24 protein-coding genes are annotated in these 26,451 nt (G+C 68.3%); 22 read left to right on the top strand and 2 right to left on the bottom strand.

Annotated elements, in window-relative coordinates; genetic code table 11:
• From Q0R13_RS19275 to Q0R13_RS19210, 14 genes are all read left to right on the top strand, one after another.
• On the top strand, positions 1–116 hold a 116-nt coding region (locus Q0R13_RS19275; protein WP_293906992.1), incomplete at its 5' end, for a hypothetical protein.
• A gap of 5 nt (positions 117–121) precedes the next feature.
• Complete coding sequence (locus Q0R13_RS19270) at positions 122–457, top strand: hypothetical protein (protein WP_293906987.1); 336 nt, start codon at positions 122–124, stop codon at positions 455–457.
• Entirely contained in the window at positions 457–2,496 is a 2,040-nt protein-coding gene (nuoG, locus tag Q0R13_RS19265) for an NADH-quinone oxidoreductase subunit NuoG (RefSeq protein WP_293906986.1), read from the top strand. Before Q0R13_RS19270 ends, nuoG begins: the two co-directional genes overlap by 1 nt.
• 159 nt (positions 2,497–2,655) lie before the next feature.
• Positions 2,656–3,729 (top strand): NADH-quinone oxidoreductase subunit NuoH, encoded by a 1,074-nt coding sequence (gene nuoH / locus Q0R13_RS19260; RefSeq protein WP_293906991.1) that lies wholly within the window; start codon positions 2,656–2,658, stop codon positions 3,727–3,729.
• Complete coding sequence (locus Q0R13_RS19255; protein ID WP_293906985.1) at positions 3,726–3,953, top strand: hypothetical protein; 228 nt, start codon at positions 3,726–3,728, stop codon at positions 3,951–3,953. The genes nuoH and Q0R13_RS19255 overlap by 4 nt, the downstream gene beginning before the upstream one ends.
• Positions 3,953–4,444, top strand: a complete 492-nt coding sequence (gene nuoI / locus Q0R13_RS19250; RefSeq protein WP_293906983.1) for an NADH-quinone oxidoreductase subunit NuoI — start codon at positions 3,953–3,955, stop codon at positions 4,442–4,444. Before Q0R13_RS19255 ends, nuoI begins: the two co-directional genes overlap by 1 nt.
• A gap of 64 nt (positions 4,445–4,508) precedes the next feature.
• Complete coding sequence (locus tag Q0R13_RS19245) at positions 4,509–5,165, top strand: NADH-quinone oxidoreductase subunit J (protein WP_293906981.1); 657 nt, start codon at positions 4,509–4,511, stop codon at positions 5,163–5,165.
• Positions 5,166–5,170: 5 nt separating this feature from the next.
• Positions 5,171–5,473, top strand: coding sequence for an NADH-quinone oxidoreductase subunit NuoK (gene nuoK, locus Q0R13_RS19240; RefSeq protein WP_293906990.1), 303 nt, complete (start codon positions 5,171–5,173; stop codon positions 5,471–5,473).
• A gap of 5 nt (positions 5,474–5,478) precedes the next feature.
• Positions 5,479–7,563 (top strand): NADH-quinone oxidoreductase subunit L, encoded by a 2,085-nt coding sequence (gene nuoL / locus Q0R13_RS19235; protein WP_293906980.1) that lies wholly within the window; start codon positions 5,479–5,481, stop codon positions 7,561–7,563.
• A 5-nt stretch (positions 7,564–7,568) separates the two neighbouring features.
• Positions 7,569–9,059: an NADH-quinone oxidoreductase subunit M gene (locus tag Q0R13_RS19230; protein WP_293906979.1), complete on the top strand. Its 1,491-nt coding sequence runs from the start codon at positions 7,569–7,571 to the stop codon at positions 9,057–9,059.
• Between the two features lie 10 nt (positions 9,060–9,069).
• The gene (nuoN, locus tag Q0R13_RS19225) at positions 9,070–10,500 is read left to right on the top strand and encodes an NADH-quinone oxidoreductase subunit NuoN (protein WP_293906978.1); all 1,431 of its coding nucleotides are present in this window, start codon (positions 9,070–9,072) and stop codon (positions 10,498–10,500) included.
• Between the two features lie 155 nt (positions 10,501–10,655).
• Positions 10,656–11,396: a biotin--[acetyl-CoA-carboxylase] ligase gene (locus tag Q0R13_RS19220; protein ID WP_293906976.1), complete on the top strand. Its 741-nt coding sequence runs from the start codon at positions 10,656–10,658 to the stop codon at positions 11,394–11,396.
• Position 11,397: 1 nt separating this feature from the next.
• Entirely contained in the window at positions 11,398–12,177 is a 780-nt protein-coding gene (locus Q0R13_RS19215; protein WP_293906974.1) for a type III pantothenate kinase, read from the top strand.
• The gene (locus tag Q0R13_RS19210; protein ID WP_293906972.1) at positions 12,178–13,860 is read left to right on the top strand and encodes a ribonuclease J; all 1,683 of its coding nucleotides are present in this window, start codon (positions 12,178–12,180) and stop codon (positions 13,858–13,860) included.
• Between the two features lie 47 nt (positions 13,861–13,907).
• Here the strand turns inward: Q0R13_RS19210 and Q0R13_RS19205 are convergent, their stop codons facing one another.
• On the bottom strand, positions 13,908–14,891 hold the full coding sequence (locus tag Q0R13_RS19205) for an aldo/keto reductase (RefSeq protein ID WP_293906971.1): 984 nt from the start codon (positions 14,889–14,891) through the stop codon (positions 13,908–13,910).
• 230 nt (positions 14,892–15,121) lie between these two features.
• Between Q0R13_RS19205 and Q0R13_RS19200 the strand changes: the two genes are divergently transcribed.
• The 6 genes from Q0R13_RS19200 (at position 15,122) to Q0R13_RS19175 (ending at position 21,505) form a co-directional block, all read left to right on the top strand.
• Positions 15,122–17,395, top strand: coding sequence for a CoA transferase (locus Q0R13_RS19200; RefSeq protein WP_293906970.1), 2,274 nt, complete (start codon positions 15,122–15,124; stop codon positions 17,393–17,395).
• A 37-nt stretch (positions 17,396–17,432) separates the two neighbouring features.
• Positions 17,433–17,855, top strand: coding sequence for a methylmalonyl-CoA epimerase (gene mce, locus Q0R13_RS19195; RefSeq protein WP_293906969.1), 423 nt, complete (start codon positions 17,433–17,435; stop codon positions 17,853–17,855).
• Positions 17,855–18,115: a DUF1467 family protein gene (locus tag Q0R13_RS19190; RefSeq protein ID WP_293906968.1), complete on the top strand. Its 261-nt coding sequence runs from the start codon at positions 17,855–17,857 to the stop codon at positions 18,113–18,115. The genes mce and Q0R13_RS19190 overlap by 1 nt, the downstream gene beginning before the upstream one ends.
• A gap of 102 nt (positions 18,116–18,217) precedes the next feature.
• Positions 18,218–19,534, top strand: coding sequence for a proline--tRNA ligase (gene proS, locus Q0R13_RS19185; RefSeq protein ID WP_293906967.1), 1,317 nt, complete (start codon positions 18,218–18,220; stop codon positions 19,532–19,534).
• Between the two features lie 56 nt (positions 19,535–19,590).
• Positions 19,591–20,826, top strand: coding sequence for a lipoprotein-releasing ABC transporter permease subunit (locus tag Q0R13_RS19180; protein WP_293906989.1), 1,236 nt, complete (start codon positions 19,591–19,593; stop codon positions 20,824–20,826).
• The gene (locus tag Q0R13_RS19175; RefSeq protein WP_293906965.1) at positions 20,819–21,505 is read left to right on the top strand and encodes an ABC transporter ATP-binding protein; all 687 of its coding nucleotides are present in this window, start codon (positions 20,819–20,821) and stop codon (positions 21,503–21,505) included. Before Q0R13_RS19180 ends, Q0R13_RS19175 begins: the two co-directional genes overlap by 8 nt.
• 111 nt (positions 21,506–21,616) lie before the next feature.
• On the opposite strand, the gene Q0R13_RS19170 is transcribed toward Q0R13_RS19175, so the two are convergent.
• Positions 21,617–22,450: a PEPxxWA-CTERM sorting domain-containing protein gene (locus Q0R13_RS19170; RefSeq protein ID WP_293906964.1), complete on the bottom strand. Its 834-nt coding sequence runs from the start codon at positions 22,448–22,450 to the stop codon at positions 21,617–21,619.
• A 378-nt stretch (positions 22,451–22,828) separates the two neighbouring features.
• On the opposite strand from Q0R13_RS19170, the gene sidA reads away from it, so the two are divergent.
• Both sidA and dnaE read left to right on the top strand, forming a co-directional pair.
• Positions 22,829–22,918 carry a cell division inhibitor SidA gene (gene sidA / locus Q0R13_RS19165; RefSeq protein ID WP_293906962.1) on the top strand — a complete coding sequence of 30 codons (90 nt, stop codon included), beginning with the start codon at positions 22,829–22,831 and terminating at the stop codon, positions 22,916–22,918.
• Positions 22,919–22,947: 29 nt separating this feature from the next.
• Positions 22,948–26,391 carry a DNA polymerase III subunit alpha gene (gene dnaE / locus Q0R13_RS19160; RefSeq protein WP_293906960.1) on the top strand — a complete coding sequence of 1,148 codons (3,444 nt, stop codon included), beginning with the start codon at positions 22,948–22,950 and terminating at the stop codon, positions 26,389–26,391.
• Positions 26,392–26,451: the final 60 nt, after the last annotated feature.

Here is a 26,451-nt window from a genome sequence, read left to right as displayed (position 1 = left end):
CCGCATGGCCGATCCAGGGCCTGTTCCGCCACTTCCGCCACGAAGTGGAGGAACGCATCAACACCTACCGCGCGCGCAAGGGCAGCTATGCCGGCGCCACGATCGCGGCGGAGTAGGGCGAATGAGCGGCTATACTCTCTATCCTCCAGAGCCGATGTCTGAGGCTGCCGTTCGTGCGGTGCTCGCGCTAGCGCCGATGGCTTTGCTTACCGCGGTCGGATTTCGAATGGGGCGGGGTTGGTTGGTCTCGAGCCTGCCGTGGATCTTGGTCGGGTTGGCCGCCGCGATTTATGCGGTGCCTGCCGTAAGGCTGTTTGCGGGAAACGGAGTGGTGGGCACCTTTCTACTGTTCCTGCATCTTATTGAAAAAATTGGGCCATTCGTCACGATCCTGGGTCTCGCCGTGCTAGCGACGCTGGGGGCCAAGAAGGCTTCTAACAAGTCGGAGCCCGCCTGATGCCTATCGCCAAGGTCGACGGGGTCGAGGTCGAGTTCGAAGCTGGGATGAATGTCCTGCAAGTGGCTGAACTTGCGGGGAAAGAAATCCCGCGGTTCTGCTATCATGAGCGGCTGAGCATCGCCGGCAACTGCCGCATGTGCCTGGTCGAGGTGAAGCCCGGGCCGCCGAAGCCGCAGGCCAGCTGCGCGCTGCCGGCGGCCGAGAACATGGAGATCTTCACCGACACGCCGATGGTGAAGAAGGCGCGGCGCGGGGTGATGGAGTTCCTGCTCATCAACCATCCGCTGGACTGCCCGATCTGCGACCAGGGCGGCGAGTGCGACCTGCAGGACCAGGCCATGGGCTATGGCCGCGACGACAGCCGCTATGCCGACAACAAGCGCGCGGTCGAAGAGAAGTTCATGGGGCCGTTGATCAAGACGGTCATGACCCGCTGCATCCAGTGCACGCGTTGCGTCCGGTTCATCACCGAGGTGGCCGGGGTGCCGGAGATCGGTCTGATAAGTCGCGGCGAAGACGTTGAAATCACGACCTATCTGGACAAGGCCGTGATGTCGGAGCTGTCGGCCAACATCATCGACCTGTGCCCGGTGGGCGCGCTGACGTCCAAGCCCTATGCGTTCAACGCGCGGCCCTGGGAGCTGAAGAAGACCGAGAGCGTCGACGTGATGGACGCCCTGGGCTCGGCGATCCGGGTGGATGCTCGCGGCGCCGCGGTGCTGCGGGTGCTGCCGCGCACCAACGAGGCGATCAACGAGGAGTGGATCTCCGACAAGACCCGCTATGCGGTGGACGGGCTGGCGCGGCAGCGTCTGGACCGGCCGTTCCTCCGCGAGGGCGGACGGCTGCGGGCGGCAAGCTGGGCCGAGGCGTTCGACGCGGTGGCGGCCAAGCTCCAGGCGGCAAGCCCGGACCGGATCGGGGTGATCGCCGGCGACCTGCAGGACGCGGAGTCCATGAAGGCGGCGCTCGACCTGTTCGGTGGCATGGGCGTGAAGAGCCTGGACTGCCGCCAGGACGGCATGGCGCTGGGCGGGGGCCAGCGCGAAAGCTGGCTTCTCAACTCGACGATCCAGGGCCTTGAAGACGCTGACGTTATCCTGCTGGTCGGGACCAATCCGCGGCTTGAGGCACCGGTGCTCAACGCGCGGCTGCGCAAGCGCTGGATGGCCGGGGCGCTGAGGATAGGGGTGATCGGCGAGGCGGCCGACCTGACCTACCAGTACGACTACCTGGGCGCTGGGCCTGCGGCGTTGTCGGGCCTGGGCAAGGCCAAGGGCGCGTTCATGGACGTGCTGCAGGCGGCCAAGGCGCCGGCGATCATCGTCGGCGCGGGCGCGCTGAGCCGGGCCGATGGCGCAGCCGTGTTGCAGGCCGCCGCCGGGGTAGCCAAGGCCTTCAACATGGGCTGGAATCTGCTGCACACCGCGGCCAGCCGGGTTGGCGGCCTCGACCTCGGCTTCGTGCCCGCCGACGGCGGCAAGACGGCCGGCGAGTTGGTGGCCAAGGGTGGGGCGGACGTGCTGATCCTGCTGGGCGCCGACGAGCTCGATCTCAGCCGGACCGACGCCTTCGTGGTCTACCTCGGCACCCACGGCGACGCGGGCGCGCACCGCGCTGACGTGATCCTGCCGGGCGCGGCCTACACCGAGAAGAACGGGCTCTACGTCAACACCGAGGGCCGAGTGCAGATGGGCCTGCGCGCCGTCTATCCGAAGGGCGAGGCCAAGGAGGACTGGGCGATTCTGCGCGCGCTCAGCGAGCGCCTGGGCGCCAAGCTACCCTACGACACCCTGGACCAGCTGCGGGCGAAGCTGTTCGCCGACCATCCCACGTTTGGGCGCATCGACTATGTGCCGTCGACGCCAGGCGCGATCGACCTAGGCGCGCTGGGGGCAAAGGGGCCGCTGTCGGACGCGCCGTTCGCCGGGTCGGCGCGGAGCTTCTACCTGACCAATCCCGTCGCCCGCGCCAGCGTGACGATGGCCGAATGCGCCTCGCTCGCCTCGAGCGCGACCAAGATCGCGGCGGAGTAGGGGCATGAATGACCTTCCGCTCATCCCGGCGAACGCCGGGACTCAAATGGAAAAACTCTGGACTGGGCTCGATGCGCGCAGCGCGTCTCGCGCCGAACGCCAGCGCCTTGCGATCTGGGTCCCGGCCTTCGCCGGGATGAGCGGTCGGGGGGTGTCGCTCTGATGGAATTCTTCAACACGCCCGTCGGCTGGACGATCTGGACGGTGTCCCACATCCTGCTGATTACGGTGGTCCTGCTGCTGACCATCGCCTTCGTGATCTATGGCGACCGCAAGATCTTTGCTGGGGTGCAGGCCCGGAAGGGGCCCAACGTGGTCGGGCCGTTCGGCCTGCTGCAGTCGTTCGCCGACCTGGGCAAGTTCCTGATCAAGGAGCTGGTGATCCCGGCGGGCGCCGACAAGCCGGTGTTCCTGCTGGCGCCGCTGATCAGCGTCACGCTGGCGCTGGGCGGCTGGGCGGTGATGCCGGTCGCGCCGGGCTGGAGCGTCTCCAACATCAATGTGGGCGTGCTCTACCTGTTCGCCGTGTCGTCCCTGGGCGTCTACGGGATCATCATGGGCGGCTGGGCGTCCAACTCGAAGTACCCGTTCCTGGGCGCGCTGCGCTCAGCGGCGCAGATGGTCAGCTATGAGGTCTCGATCGGCTTCGTGATCATCACCGTCATCCTGCTGAGCGGCAGCCTGAACCTCAACCAGATCACCCAGGCCCAGGCCGGCTGGTTCTGGAACTGGAACATGTTCGGCGGCGGGTGGAAGAACCTGCCGCTGATCCTGATCATGTTCCCCATGGGGGTGATCTTCTTCATTTCCGGGCTGGCGGAAACCAATCGTCCGCCGTTCGACCTTCCGGAAGCCGAGTCCGAACTCGTAGCGGGCTATGCCGTGGAATACGGTTCTACGCCTTACATGCTGTTCTACCTGGCCGAGACCTCGAACATCGTGCTGATGAGCGGGCTGATGGCGGTACTGTTCCTGGGCGGCTGGAACGCGCCCTGGCCGACGCCCTACCTCGACCACGTGCCCTTTGCCTGGATCGCCAGCCTGCACGGCCTGGTGATCTTCGCGATCAAGACCTTCTTCGTGTTCTTCATGAACGCGATGGTGCGCTCGATCGTCCCCCGCTACCGCTACGACCAACTGATGCGGCTGGGCTGGAAGGTGTTCCTGCCGACCTCGCTGGTGGCCGTCGCCGTGGTGGCGGGATGGCGCGTCTACACGGGGTTCGGCGCATGATGCGGACAGCAGCGGTCCTGGCGGCGGTGATGTTGGCGGCCGTGGCGCTCGGCGCCTGCTCGAACATGGGCGGGGTCGGCGCCGGCCACAACGGCGGCATCGCCACCTATGACGACCTGAAGGACGCCACCGCCAAATGCGCGGCCAAGGGCGGTCACCTGAAGCTGCAACGCAACGGCGACGCGCAGCACCTGGAAGACTACGCCTGCGAGAAGGACAAGTGATGCTGGGCCGGATCGGACAGGCGTTCAAAGGGGCCATGCTGCTGGACTTCGTCGGGGCCTTCGGCCTGGGCATGAAGTACATGATCGCGCCCAAGAAGACGGTGCAGTTCCCGCACGAGCGCGGCCCGCAGAGCCCGCGGTTCCGCGGCGAGCACGCGCTGCGCCGCTATCCGAACGGCGAGGAACGCTGCATCGCGTGCAAGCTGTGCGAGGCGATCTGCCCGGCCCAGGCGATCACCATCGAGGCCGAGCCGCGCGCGGACGGCAGCCGGCGCACGACCCGCTACGACATCGACATGGTCAAGTGCATCTACTGCGGCCTCTGCCAGGAGGCCTGCCCGGTGGACGCCATCGTCGAAGGCCCGAACACCGAGTTCTCGGTCGAGACCCGCGAGGAGCTCTACTACGACAAGGCGCGACTGCTGGACAACGGCGACCGCTGGGAGCGGGAGATCGCGAAGAACATGGAACTGGACGCGCCGTACCGCTAAACCCCGCGGCGCGATTCCGCCGCCCCGTTCTAAAGCGTAATTCGAAGGACTTTAGAGAGCCGAAATGGCCCTGCAGGCGATCGCATTCTATCTGATGGCCGCCATCACCCTGGTGGCCGGATTCTGCGTGGTTTCGGCCCGCAATCCGGTCCACTCGGTGCTGTGGCTGATCCTGGCCTTCTTCTCGGCCGCCGGGCTGTTCGTGCTGCTGGGGGCGGAGTTCCTGGCGATGCTGCTGGTGGTCGTCTACGTCGGCGCCGTCGCCGTGCTGTTCCTGTTCGTGGTGATGATGCTGGACGTGGACTTCGCGTCGCTGCGGCAGGGCTTCGCGCGCTACATGCCGGTCGGCCTGCTGGTCGCCGCAGTGCTGGCGGTGGAGATGATCCTGGTCTCCACCACGGTGGCCACCCGCGGGGCGGCCAAGGCCAGCCTGGGGCCGATGGCCTCAGGGACATTGGCATCAGGCGCAGGGGTCAGCGTGACCAACGCCGAGGCGATCGGCCGGGTGCTCTACACGGACTATGTCTACTTCTTCCAGGCGGCGGGCATGGTGCTGCTGGTGGCGATGATCGGGGCCATCGTGCTGACGCTGCGCCACAAGCCCGGCGTAAAGCGGCAGGTGATCATGAACCAGGTGCTGCGGACCCCCGCCACCGGCATGCGCATGGTCAACCCCCGTTCTGGCGAAGGAATCGGGTCAGGCGAGGGGATCGGCGAGTGACGAGCATCGGCCTGTCCCACTACCTGGCGGTGGCCGCCATCCTGTTCACGATCGGGGTGTTCGGCATCTTCGTGAACCGCAAGAACATCATCGTCATCCTGATGTCGATCGAGCTGATGCTGCTGGCCGTGAACATCAACCTGGTGGCCTTCTCGGTCTTCCTGGGCAACGTCACCGGGCAGATCTTCGCCATGTTCGTGCTCACCGTGGCCGCCGCCGAGGCCGCCGTGGGCCTGGCCATCCTCGTCACCTTCTTCCGCAACCGCGGCGACATCGCCGTGGACGACGCCTCGATGATGAAGGGCTAGCGTTCGTGGATCCCAAGCTCCTCGTCACGATCATCCTGTTCGGCCCGCTGATCGGCGCGGCCGTGGCCGGGCTGTTCGGCCGCCGGCTGGGCGACACGGTCTCGATGGCGGTGACCACCGGCTTCCTGATGCTGTCGGCCGTGCTGTCGTGGGTGGTGTTCAGCCAATGGACCTGGGGTGGGCTGCAGCCGTTCCTGGTGACCTATGCGCCGTTCATCACCGTGGGCAATTTCGTCTCCAACTGGTCGTTCCGGCTGGATGGGCTTAGCGCGGTGATGCTGGTGGTGGTGACCACGGTCTCGTCCCTCGTGCACCTGTATTCGTGGGGCTACATGGCCGAGGACGGGTCCAAGCCCCGGTTCTTCAGCTACCTGTCGCTGTTCACCTTCGCCATGCTGGCGCTGATCAGCGCCTCGGACTTCATGCAGCTGTTCTTCGGCTGGGAAGGCGTGGGCCTGGCCAGCTACCTGCTGATCGGCTTCTGGTTCCACAAGCCCACCGCCAACGCCGCGGCGATCAAGGCCTTCGTGGTCAACCGGGTCGGCGACTTCGGCTTCGCGCTCGGCATCATGACCGTGTTCTGGGCCTACGGGACCATCCAGTTCGCGCCGCTGTTCCCGCAGATCGGCGCCTCGGTCCCGCGCGGCTGGGACTTCGCCGGCGGCCACTTCGCCCTGGTCGACCTGGCCTGTTCGCTGCTGTTCGTGGGCGCCATGGGGAAGTCGGCGCAGTTCTTCCTGCACACCTGGCTGCCGGACGCCATGGAGGGCCCGACCCCGGTGTCGGCCCTGATCCACGCGGCGACCATGGTGACCGCCGGCGTCTACATGGTCTGCCTGTTGTCGCCGATGTTCGAATATGCGCCGGTGGCCAAGCACATCGTGGTGGTGATCGGCGCGGTGACGGCGCTGTTCGCCGCGACGGTGGCGCTGACCCAGAACGACATCAAGCGGGTGATCGCCTACTCGACCTGTTCGCAGCTGGGCTACATGTTCATGGCCGCGGGCGTCGGCGCCTACCAGGCCTCGATGTTCCACCTTTTCACCCACGCCTTCTTCAAGGCGCTGCTGTTCCTGGGCGCCGGCTCGGTGATCCACGGGATGGCGCACGAGCAGGACATGCGCCGCTACGGCGGGCTGGCGAAGTACCTGCCGGTGACCTTCGCGGTGATGACCATCGGGACCATCGCCATCACCGGCCTGGGCATCCCGGGCCTGGAGCTGGGCTTCGCCGGTTTCTATTCCAAGGACTCGATCATCCGCGCGGCCTATTCGGCCGGGGCGGCGGGCGACCCGCTGGGCTACTTCGCCTTCGTGATGGCGGTGTTCGTGGCCGGGCTGACAGCCTTCTATTCCTGGCGGCTGGCGTTCTTCACCTTCAACGGCCATGCGCGGTGGACGAGCGAGGACCTCGAGCATCACTGGCACAACCGCGACCACGTGCACGACGACACCCATGGCGACCACGCCCATGCGGACACGCACGCCGAGCCGGATCACGCCGGCCATGGGCGCGGCCACGAGCACAAGCCGCACGAGAGCCCCTGGACCATGCGCCTGCCGCTGATCCTGCTGTCGATCGGGGCGGTGTTCGCGGGCTTCGCCTTCACCGAGAAGTTCATCGGCGTTGACCACATCGCGTTCTGGAAGGGCGCGATCTTCGCCGCCGCCAACAACCACGTGCTGGTCGAGCACGAGGCGCCCTGGTGGATCGCCCAGTCGCCGCTGATCGTCTCGGTCGTAGGCCTGCTGGTCGCCGCCTACATGTACATCCTGCGCGAGGGAATGGGCGCGCGCCTGGCCGCGCAGGGCGGGCCGCTCTACGAGTTCTTCTACAACAAGTGGTTCTTCGACGAGCTGTACCAGGCGACGTTCGTGCGCGGGGCGCAGTGGCTGGGCGACCTGTTCTGGAAGGGCGGCGACCAGCGGATCATCGACGGGCTGGGGCCTGACGGGATCTCGGCGCTGTCGGTGCAGGTGGGCAAGGGCGTCGGGCGGATCCAGTCCGGCTATGTCTACCACTATGCCTTCGTCATGCTCCTGGGCGTCGCGGGTCTACTGACCTATGCCCTCTGGGCGTGGAACGCCTGAGGGGGATGACCATGCCGCTTCTCTCCCTCATCACCTTCGCGCCCCTGGTGGGCGTGGCCACGATCCTGGGCCTGCGCCTGACGGCCAGGGCCGACGACGCGAAGAACATCAACGCCACCAAGTGGATCGCCCTGGTCACCACCCTGGCCACCCTGGCGCTCTCGGTGCTGCTGGTGGCGCGCTACAATCCCAACGACTGGGGCTTCCAGTTCGTCGAGGAGACCCCCTGGTTCGCGGGGATCGCCTACCGGATGGGCGTGGACGGCATCTCGGTGCTGTTCGTGCTGCTGACCGCCTTCCTGATGCCGCTGTGCATCGCGGCCTCCTGGAAGACGATCGAGACCCGCATCCACGAATATATGATCGCCTTCCTGCTGCTGGAGACCCTGGTGATCGGGGTATTCTGCGCGCTGGACCTGGTGGTGTTCTACGTCTTCTTCGAGTTCGGCCTGGTGCCGATGTTCCTGATCATCGGCATATGGGGCGGGCAGCGGCGGATCTACGCCGCCTTCAAGTTCTTCCTCTACACCCTGCTAGGCTCGGTTCTGATGCTGGCGGCGATCCTGTTCATGATCGGTACGGCGCACACCAGCTCGATCCCCGAGCTGATGAACTACCACTTCAGCCCCGCCGTGCAGACCTGGCTGTGGCTGGCGTTCTTCGCCTCGTTCGCCGTGAAGATGCCGATGTGGCCGGTTCATACGTGGTTGCCCGACGCCCACGTCGAGGCGCCGACCGCGGGCTCGGTGATCCTGGCCGGCATCCTGCTGAAGATGGGCGGGTACGGCCTCCTGCGCTTCAGCCTGCCGATGTTCCCCGACGCCTCGCACCTGTTCACGCCGCTGATCTTCGCCATGAGCGTGATCGCCGTGATCTACACCTCGCTGGTGGCCTTCCGGCAGACCGACGTGAAGAAGCTGATCGCCTATTCCTCGGTGGCCCACATGGGGCTGGTGACCATGGCGATCTTCTCCGGCAACGCCCAGGGCGTGCAGGGGGCGATCTACCAGATGCTGAGCCACGGGGTGATTTCGGGCGCGCTTTTCCTCTGCGTCGGCGTGATCTACGACCGCATGCACACCCGCGAGATCGACTTCTACGGCGGGCTGGTGAACCGCATGCCGTGGTACGCGGCGGTGTTCATGCTGTTCTCGATGGGCAATGTCGGCCTGCCGGGGACCAGCGGCTTCGTGGGCGAGATCCTGTCGGTGGTGGGCGCCTACAAGGCCTCGACCTGGACGGCGATCCTGGCCACCACCGGGGTGATCCTGTCGGCGGTCTACATGCTGACGCTGTATCGCCGGGTGGTGATGGGCACGATCACCAATCCCAAGCTGGAGGCCATCACCGACCTCGAAAACCGCGAGATCGCGATCTTCACGCCGCTGATCGTCGCCACCCTGTACCTGGGCGTGCAGCCCAATGCCGTGTTCAACCTGACCGCCGCCTCGGTGGACCACCTCGTGCGGGTCTATCAGGCGACGACCGGCGGGTGAGGGGCCTTTCATGACCATCTCCGCCAACCTGGCGTTCGCACTTCCCGAACTGATCCTGGCCGGCAGCGCGTTGCTGCTGCTGGTGGCCGGGGCATTCGCACCGACCCAGCTGCGGCTGGTGGGCGCCGGCGCGGTCGTGGCCCTGGTTGCCGCCGCCATCGCCGCGGCCGTCCAGCCCTACGGCCGGGCGTTCAGCGGCAGCCTGGTCTCCGACGCCGGGACGGTGTTCGGCGAGGTGGCGATCTACGTCGCCTCGGCCGTGGCCATCCCGCTGGGGATCGCCTGGTTCGAGCGCCGCGGGGTGCGCAACTTCGAGTTCCCGGTGCTGATCCTGCTGGCGGCGCTGGGCATGGGGATGATGGTGGCGGCGGGCGACCTGATCGCGCTCTACATCGGCATCGAGCTGCAGTCGCTGGCGCTCTACGTCCTGGCGGCCATGCAGCGCGACAACGCCAAGGCCTCGGAGGCCGGGCTGAAGTATTTCGTGCTGGGCGCGTTGTCGTCCGGCCTGCTGCTGTATGGGGCCAGCCTGATCTACGGCTTCGCGGGCTCGACGGTGTTCAGCCAGATCGCCATCGCAGCGGCCGGCGGGGCCAATACCGGGCTGCTGTTCGGCCTGGTGTTCCTGATCTGCGGCATCGCCTTCAAGGTCTCCGCCGCGCCGTTCCACATGTGGACGCCGGACGTCTACGAGGGCGCGCCGACCCCGGTGGTGGCGTTCTTCGCCGCGGCGCCGAAGCTGGCGGCCATGGTGCTGTTCACCCGCGTCCTGGCCAACGCCTTCCCGGGCGCGGCGCATCAGTGGCAGCAGGTGCTGGTGGCGCTGGCGCTGATCTCGGTGGCGGTGGGGGCGTTCGCCGGCCTGGTGCAGAAGAACCTCAAGCGGCTGTGGGCCTACTCCTCGATCGCCAATATCGGCTACGCGCTGCTGGGCCTGGCCTCGGGCACCGCCGAGGGCGTGCAGGCCATGCTGGTGTTCATGGTGCTCTACATGATCGACGTCACCGGCTTCTTCGCCTGCCTGGCGGCGCTGTCGCGCAAGGGGCGGCCGATGGAGACCATCGACGACATGGCGGGGCTGATGAAGGAACAGCCGGGCATCGCGCTCGCGATGACCGCCTTCTCGCTCTCCGCCCTGGGCCTGCCGCCGTTCTCCGGTTTCTTCGGGAAAGTCTATGTGTTCAAGGCGGCGCTGAACGCCGGCCTCTGGGGGCCGGCGGTGATCGGGCTGGTCGGCTCGGTGGTCGCGGCCTTCTATTACCTGAAGCTGATCAAGGCGATGTGGTTCGACGGCAGCGCGGGCACGACCGACAAGCCGCCGTTCGAGGCGCGCGCCATCGCGGTGGCCACAGCCCTGTTCGCCTTCCCGGTGGTGATCCTGGCCCTGAAGGGCCTGGACGCCGCGGCGGCCACCGCGGCCCGCGCCTTCGGCCTGGCCTAGGGATTGACCACCACGATCAGATCGCAACCCCGTTCCGCTCATCCCCGCGAAGGCGGGGACCCAAACGACGCTGGGGAGTCCGCGACGCGGTGGCCGCTCCACTGGCTCAGCTTGGGTCCCCGCCTTCGCGGGGATGAGCGGCAAGGGGAGGGGCCTTGACCGCCCACCCTCCCATCGAAGCCTACGACGAGCTCGATTCCACCAACGCCGAGGCGCGCCGCCGTGCGGAGGCGGGCGAGGTCGGGCCGGTGTGGATCACGGCCGGCGTGCAGACCGCCGGGCGCGGGCGGCGGGGCCGGAACTGGTCGACGCAACGGGGCAACCTGGCGGCGACCCTGCTGACCCTCACCGACCGGCCCCCGGCCGAGGCCGCGCAGCTGTCGTTCGTGGCGGCGCTGGCGGCGTGCGACCTGGCCGACACCTGCCTGGGTCCCGGCGCGGCGCGGCTGAAGTGGCCCAACGACGTACTGGTGCAGGGCCGCAAGGCCGTCGGCATCCTGGTGGAGTCCGGCGTGCGGGCCGACGGGCGGCTGTGGCTGGCGGTGGGGATCGGGGTGAACCTGGCCCACGCGCCGCAGGACCTGGAGCGGCCGGCCACCGCCTTCGCCGAGCACATGGCCGGGCCGCCGCCTCAACCCCTGGCCGCGCTGGAGGTGCTGGCCGCGGCGTTCGCGCGCTGGCGCCGCGCCTGGGAAACGCAGGGGTTCGTCCCCATATCGGCCAGCTGGAGCGCCCGGGCGACCGGGATCGGACAACGCTGCGAGGCGCGGCTGCCGAACCGGACGCTGGCCGGGGTGGCGGAAGGCCTGGATACGGACGGCGCGCTGCGGCTTCGGCTGGACGACGGCGGGCTGGAGCGAATAACCGCGGGCGACGTGTTCTTCGGAGGCGTGTGAGATGCTGCTGGCCATCGAACAGGGCAACACCAACACCCTCTTCGCGGTGCACGACGGGACCGTGTGGATCGCCCAGTGGCGGGCGGCCACCCATTCCAGCCGCACGGCCGATGAATATGCGGTGTGGCTGTCGCAACTTCTGGGGATGGCCGGTCTGGCGCTGGGCGCCTTCACCGGCTGCATCATCTCCAGCGTGGTGCCGCAGTCGATTTTCAACCTGCGCAACCTGGCGCGGCGGTATCTGCACGTGGAGCCGCTGGTGATCGGCGAGAACGTTGACCTGGGCATCGAGATCCGGATCGAGAAGCCGTCCGAGGCCGGCGCCGACCGCCTGGTCAACGCCATCGGCGCACACATCGTCTATCCGGGCGACTTGATCGTCATCGACTCAGGCACGGCGACCACCTTCGACGTGATCGCCGCCGACGGCGGGATGGAGGGTTGCGCCATCGCGCCAGGGATCAACCTCAGCATGGAAGCGTTGCACCAGGCGGCGGCCAAGCTGCCGCGGGTGGCGATCCAGCGGCCGCGCGGCAACACCGCGATCGGCAAGGATACGGTGGCCTCGATGCAGTCGGGGGTCTTCTGGGGCTATATCGCCCTGATCGAGGGCCTGGTGACGCGGATCAAGGCCGAATGGGGCAAGCCGATGACGGTCGTGGGCACCGGCGGCGTGGCCTCGCTTTTCCATGGCGCAACGGACGCCATCGACCACTTCGATCCGGATCTGACGATCCGGGGCATGCTCGAGATTTACCGCCGGAACACGGCGAAGGGATAGATGGCCAAGCGTAGTCAAGACGACGAACTCGTATTCCTGCCGCTGGGCGGGTCGAACGAAATCGGCATGAACTTCAACCTGTATGGCTTCGGGCCGCCGCACGATCGCAAGTGGATCGTGGTGGACCTGGGCGTCACCTTCGGCGACCAGACGACGCCCGGCGTCGAACTGATCCTGCCCGACCCCGCGTTCATCGAGGAGCATGCCCACCGCATCCTGGGCATCGTGCTGACCCATGCCCACGAGGATCACGTCGGCGCGGTGGCCTGGCTGTGGCCACGGCTGAAGGCGCCCGTCTACGCGACGCCGTTCACGGCCTTCATCCTGCGCGAGAAGCTGCGGGAGAAGGACCTGCTGGACGAGGTTTCGATCACAGAGGTGCCGCTGGGCGGCTCGATCGAGCTGGGGCCGTTCAAGATCGACCTGATCACCCTCACCCACTCGATCCCGGAGCCCAACGGCCTGGCGATCCGCACCCCGCTGGGGGTGATCCTGCACACCGGCGACTGGAAGATCGACCCGGACCCGCTGCTGGGCGGGCCGACCGACTCGGACTTCATCCGCAAGCTGGGCGACGAGGGCGTGCTGGCGATGGTCTGCGACTCGACCAACGTCTTCGTGGACGGCCACGCCGGGTCCGAGGCCGAGGTGCGCGACAAGCTGATCCCGCTGATCGGCACCCTGAAGGGCAAGGTGGCGGTGGCCTGTTTCGCGTCCAACGTGGCGCGGATGGACAGCGTGATCCGCGCGGCCGAGGCCAACGGCCGGCGCGTCTGCCTGGTCGGTCGCTCGATGCACCGGATGGCGGCAGCGGCCAAGTCGGTGGGCATGCTGCAGGACATCAAGCCGTTCCTGGACGACAACGAGGCCAAGCACCTGCCGCCCAAGGCGGTGCTGTATCTGTGCACCGGTAGCCAGGGTGAGCCGCGCGCGGCCCTGTCGCGGATCGCCGAGGGGACCCACCCGCACGTGAACCTGGGCGCCAACGACGCCTGCCTGTTCTCCAGCCGGGTGATCCCCGGCAACGAGATCCCGATCCGCAATCTGCAGAACAAGCTGACCGAGCGCGGCGTGCGGCTCTACACCGAGCGCGACCACCCGGGCATCCACGTCTCCGGCCACCCGTGCCGCGACGAGCTGGCGGAGATGTACAGCTGGGCGCGGCCGGAGATCGCCGTGCCGACCCACGGCGAGCGCCGCCACCTGATGGAGCACGCCGCCTTCGCCAGGGACCTGCAGGTGCCGCAGCAGGTGACGCCGCGCAACGGCGACATGGTGCGCCTGGCCCCGGGCCGCGCCGAGATCATCGACGAGGTGACGGCCGGGCGGCTCTATGTGGACGCCGGCGTGGTGGTGCCGGAGAACGGCGACGCGCTGCGCGAGCGCCGGCACGCGGCGTTCAACGGAGTGATCGCGGTGTCGGTGGTGCTGGACGGTCGGGGCAGAATCGTCTCGGGCCCGCAGGTCCGTGCCCTGGGCCTGCCCACCGCGAACGAGGAACACCTGGACGACGTCCTGGACGACTTGGCCGACGAGGCCGAGACCGCGCTGAAGCGGCTCAAAGGCGACGACCTGGAGCTGGACGAGAGCATCGAAAAGGCCATCTCCCGCGGCGTGAAAAAAGCCAGCCAACGCATCTGGGGCCGCCGCCCGGTGGTGGAAACCACGGTGCTGCGGATTTAGCCCCTATCCTTCCTCCGCTCATCCCGGCGAAGGCCGGGATGAGCGGGTCAGGTTGCCGCCGCCGCCGCCAACCCGAGCCCGTCGATCGCGGCCATCTGGGCCGGGTCCAGAGGGCCCTCGGCTTCCGCCCCGACGCACTGGGCAAGTTCGTGGCGGTTCTTTACGCCCAGGACCAGGGTGTCGATGTTGGGCATGGACAGGGCGTAGCGATGGGCGATGGCGGCGGGATCTTCGCCCCATTGTGCGCAGAGCTCGCGGAACGGACCGGCGCGGGTGAAGTCGGCGCGGTCCGGGCTGTTGGGCGACAGCGTGCGGTCCACCGCGGCTGTCAGAGCCCCGGCCTGGACGGCACGGATGCCCATGACGCTGACGCCGGCGGCCTTGGCGGCGGCGGCGATGTCGCGTGGGCGGGCCGGTTCGGCGAAGCGGCGCAGCGCGCCGGCGCTGTCCAGCAGGTTCGAGATCACCTGCACCACGTCCGGCTTCGGCGTGTCGGCCAGGGCCGGCAGCACCGCGCTGGGCACCCCGATGCCGGTGATGCCCCAGGCGCCGATCCGGCCCTGGGCCTTCAGGGCCTCGAAGGCGGGGACCACCTCGTCGCGGTAGATCGACAGGCTGGTGGACATGGCGTCCAGCCGGTCGTTGCCGTGGGCGTAGGCATAGCCGTCGGCGTGCAGGTTCGAGTGCAGGAAGAACACGTCCACCCGCTCCAGCCGCATCATCGCCAGGCTGGCCTCGAGCGAGGCGGTCAGGCGGCGCGCGGCCTCGCCGGGCGGCGGCGTGCCCAGGCCGCACTTGGTGGTGATCTTCACCCCGGCCGGCAGGCGGCCGCCGAAGGTCTGGCCGATGAAGGCCTCGCAGTTGAGGTACATCGGCGCGGTGTCCAGCAAGTCGATCCCGGCGTCCAGCGCGCCGGTCAGGGTGGCCAGCGCTTCGTCGCAGGTGGTCTCGCCCCACAGCTGGCCGATGCCGCCGCCGCCCAGTGTCAGCCGGCTGACCTGGCCCAACGGTCCCAGGGTGACGCTCTTCATACTCTGTCTCCGAACATTTCCCGACGCTAGACCATTCGCCGCTTTGGTTGGACCGGTCTCAGCACGGCGAATGGTCTGTCCCTAAGCAAAAGTCTTGAGCGATTGGCGGTTCAAGCGAACCGCCAATCGCTTTAGCACGCGTCGGCTTGCCGCGCCGCTGTTCAGCGGCTTTCATGCCCACGGCCAGACGCGGGAACCCGCGCGGCTTCAGGCTGGGGAGGCCAGGCGGAATGTCCGCGTACCAGGGCGTCAGGATCGCCGATTTCAGTCAAGGCCTGGCGGGCCCGATGGCCGCCATGCTGCTGGGCGATTTTGACGCCGATGTGGTCAAGGTCGAGCCGCCGGGCGGGGATCGGGCGAAGGACCAGCCGGGCTACCTGGCCTGGAACCGCAACAAGCAGGTGGTGACCCTCGATCTCGAGACGCCGGATGGGCTGGCCGCGGCCAGGACGCTGATCGCCGGCGCCGACGTGGCGCTGTTCGACCACACGCCGGGCAGGCTGGAGGCGCTGGGGCTGGATGGCACGAGCCTGACCCAGGCCCACCCGTCGCTGGTCCACGCCTGGATGCCGCCCTACGGGACCAGCGGCCGCTGGAGCCAGCTCAAGCCGCACCACAGCCTGCTGGCCGGCATGACCGCCACGGCGTTCCGGCAGGGGGCCTATGCCGACCAGCCGGTGCATCTGGTCCTGCCGCTGCTCTGGTACGGCCAGGCGGTGATGGGGGCCTCGGCGATCGGCGCCGCGCTTTATGAGCGATCTCGCAGCGGGCTGGGCCAGGCGGTGACGGTCAGCGGGCTGCACGGGACCTCGGAGGTCAACGGGCCGCTGCGCCTCCTGAACGTGCCGCCGCTGCCGCGCGGCATCCCGCCGGGGGCCAACCCGCGCTATCGCCTCTACCAATGCGCGGACGGGGAGTGGTTCTTCCTGGGGACCCTGTTCACCAACTTCTACCGCAAGGCCTTCGCGGTGCTGGGGCTGGAGGACCTGTTCGACGCCCTTGACCTGGATCAGGTGGCGGCGCGCGACCTGCTGATCGAGATGTTCTCGACCCGGACGCGGGCCGAGTGGCTGGCCGACCTGCAGGCCAATGATGTGCCATGCGGCCCGGTGAGCCGCCGCGAGGCCTGGTTCGCGGGGCCGACGGTGGCGGAGGGTGGGCTGCGCAAGACCTTCGTCCACCCCGAGCTCGGCGAGGTGGCGATGCCGGGGCCGCCGGCCCTGCTGCGCGCGACGCCGCCCAGCATCCGAGCCCTGCCGCAGGCGGTGGCCGCGCCGCCGGCCTGGACGGCGCGACCGGCCGGGGCGGCGACGCCCTCGACCGCTGCGCCGCTGGCCGGTGTGCGGGTGCTGAACCTGGGCACGGTGATCGCCGGGGCCTATGCCGGGACGCTGCTGGCCAACCTGGGGGCCGAGGTGGTCAAGGTCGAGCCGCCCGAGGCGGACCCGTTCCGGTCGGATGGCCCCGGGTTCCTGGTCTACAATCGCGGCGTCCGCGCCCTGGGCCTGAACCTCAAGCAGCCGGCGGCGCGCGAGCTGTTCCTGGACCTGGCGAAGACCGCTGACGTGGTGATCGACAACTACCGGCTGGGCGTGCGCGGCCGGCTGGGGATCGACTATGCGGCGCTGAAGGCGGTTAATCCGCGGATCATCTCGTGCTCGATCAACGCCTATGGCGACCGGGGCGTCCGCGCGGCCCTGCCGGGGTTCGATCCGCTGCTGCAGGCCGAGGGCGGGATGATGGCGGCCCAGGGCGGCGAGGGCGACCCGATCCTGCACACCATCGCGGTGAACGACGTGGCCACGGCCGGCTCGGTGACGGCGGCGGTGATCGCGGCGCTGAACGCCCGCGAGCGGACCGGTGAGGGGCAGGAGATCGTCACCAGCCTGATGGCCCAGAGCCTGCTGTTCCAGCTGGGCGAGACGGTGACCTATGCCGGCCGGCCGGCCCCGGACCTGGGTGGCGAGGACTGCCTGGGGGTCTCCGCGCTGCACCGCTACTACGCCTGCGCCGACGGCTGGCTGGGGCTGGTGTGCGAGACGGACGCCGAGGCGGCGGCGCTCGGCCGGGTACTGGGCGTGGCGATGGGCGCCGAGCCGCTGGCGGAAACCCGCGATGGGGCGCTGGCCGGGCGCCTGGAGGCGGCGTTCGCGGACCGGGCGCGGGCGGCGACGCTGGACGCGCTGCTGGCCGCCGGGGTCGCGGCGGCGCCGGCGCTGCGCGGGACCGAGTCGCTGGAGGATCCCTGGCTGGCCGAGAACGGCCTGCTGGAGATGTGGGCGCACCGGCGGCTGGGATCGATGATCAGCGTGCGCGGCGTGGCCGATTTCGTGCGCACGCCAGGCGGATTCCGCTGGCCCACGCCGGACCTGGGGGAGCATTCGGCGGAGGTTCTGGCCGAGTGGGGGATCGCGCCGGCGCGGATCGCCGGCCTGCTGGCCAGCGGGGCGGTGTTCGCCTCCGACGGCTTCGGCGGAATCGCCGCGCGCGGTTCCGCATCGTGATCTCGCGCCGAGCCCCGCAGCGGCGTATACCGCCCGGATGATCGGAAGATTGAACCACGTCGGCGTCGCCACGCCCTCCATCGAAAAGTCCGTCGCCGTCTATCGCGACATGCTGGGCGCCACGCAGATCGGCGAGAAATTCGCCCTGCCCGAACAGGGGGTCTGGGTCTGTTTCGTCGACGTGCCGAACAGCCAGATCGAGCTGATCGAGCCCTATGGCGACAATTCCCCGCTGAAGGGCTTCCTGGAGAAGAACCCGGCCGGCGGGCAGCATCACGTCTGCTTCGAGGTCCCGGACATCATCGCCGCGCGCGACGACATGGTGGCCAAGGGCGCCACCGTCCTGAACGGCGGCGTGCCGCGGATCGGCGCCCACAAGGCGCCGGTGATCTTCGTCCATCCCAAGAACATGGGCGGCGTCCTCGTCGAGCTCATGGAAACGCCGAAGGGTAGCCACTGATGAGCCCGCTCACCTGGAGCGCGATCTACCTGACCATCTGGTGGACCGTGCTGTTCGCCGTGCTGCCGATCGGCGTCATTAGCCACGCCGAGGCTGGCATCGACCGGGGCGACGGGACCGACCCGGGCTCGCCGGTGGACCCGAAGCTGAAGAAGAAGTTCTTCACCACCACCTGGGTGTCGACGGTGCTGTTCCTGATCGTGCTGGTGGTCATCCACTTCAACCTCGTGAAGCTCCCGCACCTGCCCAGCGGGTACTGACGGCCCCGGCGCGCCCTGCGCGGCTTGCGCCTCATCGTTGCCAAGGTCTTCGCGGCAAGGCTATCAGGGCGCCTTCGCCTGAGCTGAAAGCTGCCGAATCCCATGCGCCTATCGCGATACTTCATGCCGACGCTTCGCGAGGCGCCGGCTGACGCCCAGATCGTCTCGCACCAGTTGATGCTGCGGGCAGGGATGATCCGCCAGGAAGCGGCCGGGATCTATGCCTGGCTGCCGCTGGGACTGCGGGTGCTGAAGAAGATCGAGCAGGTGGTGCGCGAGGAGATGAACCGCGCCGGGGCCATCGAGATCCTGATGCCCACCCTGCAGCTCGCCGACCTGTGGCGCGAGAGCGGCCGCTACGACGACTACGGCAAGGAGATGCTGCGCATCAAGGACCGCCACGAGCGGGACCTGCTGTACGGCCCCACGGCGGAGGAGGTGGTGACCGACATCTTCCGAGGATATATCAAATCCTACAAGGAGTTGCCGAAGAATATTTACAATATTCAGTGGAAGTTCCGCGACGAGCAGAGGCCCCGGTTCGGGGTGATGCGCGGGCGTGAGTTCCTGATGAAGGACGCCTATTCGTTCGACATCGACGAGGCGGCGGCGCGGCGGTCGTACAACCGGATGTTCCTGGCCTATCTCAACGTCTACGCCCGGCTGGGCCTCAAGGCGATCCCGGTGAAGGCCGACCCCGGCCCCATCGGCGGCGATCTCAGCCATGAGTTCATGATCCTGGCCGACACCGGCGAGAGCCAGGTGTTCGCCCACCGCGACCTGGTCGAGATGGGTGCGCCCGGACCCGACATCGACTGGGACGGCGACCTGGAGCCCGAGGTCACCCGGCGCACCAGCCTCTACGCCGCCTCCGACGAGATGCACGACGCGGCCCGGTTCGAAGCGATGCCGGAAGACAAGCGGATGACCGCCCGCGGCATCGAGGTCGGCCACATCTTCTATTTCGGCGACAAGTACTCGAAGCCGATGAAGGCCCTGGTGACCGGGCCGGACGGCAAGGACACGCCGGTGCAGATGGGCTCTTACGGGGTCGGCGTCTCACGGCTGGTGGCGGCGATCATCGAGGCCAGCCATGACGACAGCGGGATCATCTGGCCGGCCAGCGTGGCGCCCTTCGGGGCGGCGGTGCTGAACCTGCGGGCCGGTGACGCCGCCTGCGACGCGGCGTCCGAGACGGCGTATGCCACGCTGACGGCGGCCGGCCTCGACCCCCTCTACGACGACCGCGACGACCGGCCTGGCGCCAAGTTTGCGGCCGCCGACCTGGTGGGCATCCCCTGGCAGCTGATCGTCGGGCCGAAGGGCCTGGCCGAGGGCGTGGTGGAACTGAAGGCGCGCGGCAGCGGCGAGCGCCAGACCCTGCCGCTCGACGCCGCGCTCAGGGCCATCACCGGGTGAGCCAACCGGGCGCGGTGATCGGCGGGCGCGCGCCGCCCTTCGGACTGTGGGAACGGATGCTGGCCGGGCGCTACCTGCGCGCCAAGCGAAGCCAGGGCGGCGTGGCGCTGATCTCGCTGATCTCGTTCGTCGGCATCATGGTGGCGGTGGCGACGCTGATCATCGTGATGTCGGTGATGAACGGCTTCCGCACCGAGCTGCTGAGCCGGATCCTGGGCTTCCAGGGCCATGTGTTCGTCACCGGCGGGGTGCTGGACGGGTCCGAGCGCGACGCCGCGGCGGCGCGGATTCTCAAGATTCCGAGCGTACTGCAGGCCGCGCCGATCGTCGAGGCCCAGGCGATCGCCATCGGCCCGAGCCAGATCACCGGCGCCATCGTGCGTGGCATCGGCGCGGGCGACCTCCGCGCCACGCCGCTGGTCTCCGGCAACATCAAGCACGGAAATCTCAGGGGTTTCGGGGCTGGCGATTATGGCGGCGACGTGGTGGTGGTGGGCGAACGCTTGGCCCAGCAGCTGGGCGTGGGCGTCGGCGACACCCTGATCCTGATTTCGCCCTCCGGCGGCAGCACCGCGTTCGGCGGCACGCCGCTGCAGAAGCCATACACGGTCGGCGCGACGTTCAGTGTCGGTATGAGCCAGTACGACCAAGCCTATATCTACATGGCCCTGCCGCAGGCGCAGCTGTTCTTTGGCCGCGAGGACACCGCCGACGCCATCGAGGTGCGGGTCGCCGATCCCGACCACGCTGAGCGCATGAAGGCGCCGATCGCGCGGGCCGCCGGGCCGGCCGCCGTGGTCAGCGACTGGACCCAGCGGGACTCCTCGTTCTGGGGGGCACTGAAGGTCGAGCGGGCGGTGATGCGGCTGATCCTGATGCTGGTGGTGGCCATCGCGGCGCTGAACATCATCTCCGGCCTGATCATGCTGGTGAAAAACAAGGGCCGCGACATCGCCATCCTGCGGACCATGGGGGCGGGGCAGGGGTCCATCCTGCGGATCTTCTTCATGGCCGGCGCCAGCGTCGGCGTGCTGGGCACCGCGGCGGGCCTGGCGGTGGGCATCCTGTTCTGCACCTATATCGACCAGATCCAGGACGTCGTGGAATATGTCACCGGCCAGGCGGTGTTCTCCTCGGATGTCTATTACCTGTCGCATGTGCCGGCGAAGACCGATTGGGCCGAGGTGGCGCTGATCGTGTTCTGGTCGCTGGCGGTCAGCTTCCTGGCCACCCTGCCGCCGGCCTGGCGGGCCTCGCGTCTCGATCCGGTCGAGGCGCTGCGCTATGAGTGAGCCGGTGCTGTCGATCCGCGGCCTGGAGCGGACCTATGTCACCGCGGCGGGGTCGCTGACCGTGCTGCGGGGCGTCGACCTGGACGTGATGCCGGGCGAGATCGTCGGCCTGATCGGGCCGTCGGGGTCGGGCAAGTCCAGCTTGCTGCATGCCGCCGGCCTGCTGGAGCACCCGAACGCCGGGCGGATATCGATCCTGGGGACCGACTGCTCGAACCTGGCCGAGCGGGAGCGCACGCGGGTGCGGCTGGCCACCATCGGCTTCGTCTACCAGTTCCACCACCTGCTGCCGGAGTTCTCGGCTCTCGACAACGTGGCCCTGCCGCTGATGATCGCCGGCCAGGGGCGCAAGGCGGCCTGGGACCGGGCGCGGACCCTGCTCACCGAACTGGGCCTGGCGGAACGGCTCGACCACCAGCCGGCCCAGCTCTCCGGCGGCGAGCAGCAGCGGGTGGCGGTGGCCCGGGCCCTGGCCAATTCGCCCCGCCTGCTGCTGGCCGACGAGCCCACCGGCAACCTCGATCCCACCACCTCGACCGCCGTGTTCGAGAACCTCTACGGCCTGGCGCGTAGCGAGGGTGTCGCCGCCCTGGTCGCCACCCACAACCTGGAACTCGCCCGCCACATGGACCGGGTTTTCGCGCTGAAGGACGGGCGGCTGGAAGAACAGCGGCGGTAGCGGCGCGGCGTTCGCGCTCCAGAGCGGCAAACTTAAAGCGACGGCATTCGACCCATGAATAAGCTCCGGCGTTCTAACAACGCCGGGGCTCCATCGTCCTATCGGGTGGGATCAAGCGGTGAGCGCGACCCGCCGCCGGCGGCGCAGCATGGCGCCCAGGCCGCCAAAGCCCACCAGCATCAACGCCCAGCTCGCAGGCTCCGGCACGCCCCCAGTGCCGCCCGGATCGTTGACGCCCGTCGTGCCGATCAGCCGCCAGTTGAGGGACTCGTTGGTGTTGGACACCGGCACCCCGCCACCACCGGTGTGGATGTGACTGTAGTTCGCGGTGTCATAGCCGCCCGTATCGAGCACGTGGCCGGTATCGCCAAGCGCCGAGGCGATGCCATCGATGGTGAAGGTCACGGCAGCCGCTGTGGAGGTACACGCTAAGGTCGAAGCGATCGCCCCGACGCTGCAGTTATTCGTATCGGGATCGAAGCCAGCCTGGAGGGCTGCACCGGAGAAATCGCTGGTGTCGAAGTTGTAGTTCGCGGTTGACGTGAAAATGGCGCCAGAGCCGGCGGCCAGGTTGAGGCCGCTACCCAGTTGCAGCGCGCCGCCACCCGTCCAGAGCTGAAAGTCTGCGTGAGCGGCGCCTACGTTGCTGACATCCAGGTTGTTGACCACGACGGAGGTCGCGCCCGTGTTGAGCAGCATGACACCGCCCGCATCCATGGCGTCGTTCACATCGCCGAGCAGATTGCTGATCGTGTAGGTGTGTCCGCCCGTCGTGAATGTTCCGCCCACGCCGGCAGGGTTCGGGAAATCGATGCCGCCGCGCAGACCATCGAAATAGCCGACGTAGACGGCGACCGATCCGGCCTGTGCCGACGTCGCGAGGGATATTGCGATGGCCGCCGTCGATACGAACGACGCCGCCAGGAGTAGCGTTTTCAGTTTCACGTCTCGTTCCTTCCCTAAACGATCCTAATGCGTGGGACGTTCTGCTTGCCCCGAGGATTCAGCGCAAATACCGCGTTTACCATTGCGCAATGCCGTTCGCCCAACAAGGGAAGGTCGGCGCTGTAGACAGGCGCGGCTTCTCCCAAGGCCCGGCAACCGGGTCGACTGAAGCGGGCGTGCTCCCATTGCAACCAGTCCAAGGGCGGGCCGTCTCGGAATGGGCGTAACAAGAAGAGGCGTCCGAGCCTGCACAATGGATCACCTTCGCCGCCGGGGCCCACGCATCGACGGGGTTGACTGTCAGAACAAAAGGGGAATAAGAACGAAAACGGAACGACTTTGGGTTCTCCACAGGGCCCGCACAGGAGGATGCGCGAGATGGTTCGTCTGGCCCGGGAATCACTGGCCTTTGCGTCGGTGGCGAGCTTTGTCTGGATGGTCTGCGCCGTGGCCATGCATCTGGGCTGACGGCCATGCGCATGGGAGAGGCGGCCAGGGTGACGGACGACGACGGCGGCTTCGTCCATCTGCGGGTGCGCTCGGCCTATTCGCTGCTGGAAGGCGCCATCAAGGCCGACAAGATCGGCGGGCTGGCGCGGGCCGACCGCATGCCGGCGGTGGCGATCACTGACCGGGCCAACCTGTTCGGGGCCCTGGAATTCTCCGTCGCCACCAAGGGCGAGGGGGTGCAGCCGATCGTGGGCTGCGCCCTGCCGGTCACCGGGATCGGCGATCGGGCGCCTGAGCGCTGGGCCAAGACGCCGACGATCGTGCTGCTGGTCCAGAGCGAGCGGGGCTACCTCAACCTCTGCGAACTGTCGTCGATGGCCTATCTGGAGGTCGAGGCGACCGAGGACCCCAACGTCCACTGGGACAAGGTCTGCGCCCACGCCGAGGGGCTGATCCTGCTGTCGGGCGGGCCGGACGGGCCGGTCGATCCGCTGTTCACGGCGGGCAAGGTTCCCGAAGGCCGCGCCGCCCTTGCGGAGATGAAGCGGGTGTTCGGCGACCGCTTCTATGTCGAGCTGCAGCGGCACGGGACCCCGGGCGAGGCGGCGGCCGAGGGCGGGCTGGTGGGCTTCGCCTATGACCACGATGTGGCCCTGGTGGCGACCAACGACGTCTATTTCAAGAACGCCCAGACCTATGCCGCGCACGACGTGCTGCTGTGCATCGCCGACGGCGCCTTCGTCGGCCAGGACGAGCGGCGGCGCGTCACACCCGAGCACGGCTTCAAGTCGGCCGCGGAGATGCGGGCGCTGTTCGCCGACCTGCCGGAGGCCTGCGACAACACCCTGGATATCGCCCGGCGCTGCGCCTTCATGGTCGCCAAGCGCGATCCGCTGCTGCCGCGCTTCCCCGGCAGCGACGGCCGCACCGAGGCCGAGGAACTGGCCTATCAGGCTCGCGAGGGCCTTAGGCTGCGGATCGCCGCCGGCCGCGCCAACATCTTCCCGGTCGCCGACTATGAGGCGCGGCTGGAGCGGGAGATCCAGGTGATCACCCAGATGGGGTTCCCCGGCTACTTCCTGATCGTGGCCGACTTCATCAAATGGGCCAAGGCGCGCGGCATACCTGTCGGTCCCGGTCGGGGCTCTGGCGCAGGTTCGCTGGTGGCCTATTCGCTGACCATCACCGACCTGGACCCGTTGCAGTATGGCCTGCTGTTCGAGCGGTTCCTGAACCCGGAGCGGGTGTCGATGCCCGACTTCGACATCGACTTCTGCCAGGAGCGGCGCGAGGAGGTGATCTCCTACGTCCAGGCCCGCTATGGCCGCGACCGGGTGGCGCAGATCATCACCTTCGGCACCCTGCAGGCGCGCGCGGTGCTGCGCGACGTGGGCCGGGTTCTGCAACTGCCGCTAGGCCAGGTGGACCGGCTGGCCAAGATGGTGCCGGCCAACCCCGCCAATCCGGTGACCCTGGCCCAGGCGATCGAGGTCGAACCCCGGCTGCAGGAGGAACGCAAGCGCGACGAGGGGGTGGCGCGTCTGCTGGAGATCGCCCTGCAGCTAGAGGGCCTCTACCGTAACGCCTCGACCCATGCCGCCGGGGTGGTGATCGGCGACCGGCCGCTGACCGAACTGACGCCGCTCTACCGCGATCCGCGCTCCGACCTGCCGGCCACCCAGTTCAACATGAAGTGGGTGGAGAGCGCCGGGCTGGTGAAATTCGACTTCCTGGGCCTGAAGACGCTGACCGTCATCGACCGGGCGGTGAAGCACCTGGAGAAGCGCGGGGCGTCGGTGGACATGGCGGCATTGCCGCTGGATGACCAGGCCACCTACGACCTGATGAGCAATGCCCTGACCATCGGGGTGTTCCAGCTGGAAGGCCAGGGGATGCGCGACACCCTGCGCCAGCTGCGGCCCAACTCCATCGAGGATGTCACCGCCATCGGGGCGCTCTACCGGCCGGGGCCGATGGACAACATCCCGCTGTTCGTGGACTGCAAGTTCGGCCGCAAGCCCATCGACTACCTGCACCCCAGCCTGGAAGAGGTGCTGAAGCAGACCTATGGCGTCATCGTCTACCAGGAACAGGTGATGCAGATCGCTCAGATCCTGGCCGGCTACAGCCTGGGCGAGGCCGACCTGCTGCGCCGCGCCATGGGCAAGAAGAAGAAGGAGGAGATGGAGCAGCAGCGGGCGCGCTTCATCTCCGGCGCCGCCGAAAAGGCCGTCTCGGCGCAGCAGGCGGGCGCGATCTTCGACCTGGTCGACAAGTTCGCCGGCTACGGCTTCAACAAGTCGCACGCCGCGGCCTATGCCGTGGTCAGCTACCAGACCGCCTGGCTGAAGGCCAACCACCCGGTGGAGTTCTTCGCCGCCTCGATGAGCCTGGACATCGCCAACACCGACAAGCTGGCGGTGTTCTACCAGGACGCTAAGCGGTTCGGGGTGAAGATCCGGCCGCCGGACGTGAACCGCTCGGCGGCCGATTTCGAGGTCGAGGCCGGCGAGGTGCTGTATGCGCTGGGCGCGATCCGCAACGTCGGCCTGCAGGCGATGGAGCACGTGGCCCAGGTGCGCCGCGAGGGCGGGCCGTTTACCGACATCTTCGACTTCGTGGAGCGGGTGGACCCCCGCCAGGTCAATAAACGCACCTTCGAGACCCTGGCCCGGGCCGGCGCCTTCGACACCATCTATCCCAACCGCGCCCAGCTGTTCGAGGCCGCCGACGTGCTGGTTGGGCACGGCCAGAGTGTCAACGCGCGCGAGACCTCAGAGCAGGCCGGCCTGTTCGCGTCCGACAAGGTCGACGCCCGCGCCAACGTCCAGAAGCGGCTGGCCCAGCGCGAGCCCTGGACGCCGACGGAACGGCTGGACGAGGAGCTGGCGGCGGTGGGCTTCTATCTCTCGGGCCACCCGCTGGACGACATGGTCGAGGCGCTGCGGCGCAAGCGCACCGACTTGCTGACCGACGCCATCGCCAAGGCCCTGGCCGGGGCGGAGGCGCTCAGGATGGCCGGGGTGATCCGGCGCAAGCAGGAGCGGCCGTCGCGGACCGGGGAGAAGTTCGCCTTCGTCACCCTATCGGATCCCACCGGGGAATATGAGGTGCTGTTCCCGCCGGAGTCGCTGAAGAAGTGCCGCGACCTGCTGGAGCCCGGCCGGGCGGTGTCGATCCGGGTCCGCGCCAAGGCCAGCGACGGCGAGGTGCGGTTCTTCGGCGACGATGTGGAACCGGTGGAGAAGGCGATCGAGAACGTGGTCGCCGGGCTGCGCGTCCACCTGGCCCCGCGCAGCGCCGAGATCGAGGCCCTGAAGCGGCGGCTGGAAGGCGTCGTCAACAGTCGTGGCGGCGAGATCGTGCTGGTGGCGGGGCTGGAGGGCGGTCGCGAGGTCGAGATGAAGCTACCCGGCCGCTTCACCCTGGACGGGGCGGTGCGCGGCGCCATCAAGACCGCGCCGGGCGTGGTGTTCGTCGAGGATCTTTGAGGCGCGGCGGTGGCCTGGCCCTTGACGGGCCGGCCTCTGTCGACGCCGATAGTCGCAGCA

Source organism: Phenylobacterium sp., from assembly GCF_025351295.1.
In the GTDB taxonomy this organism is placed as follows: domain Bacteria; phylum Pseudomonadota; class Alphaproteobacteria; order Caulobacterales; family Caulobacteraceae; genus Phenylobacterium.
This window is presented reverse-complemented; position numbering and strand designations above follow the sequence as displayed.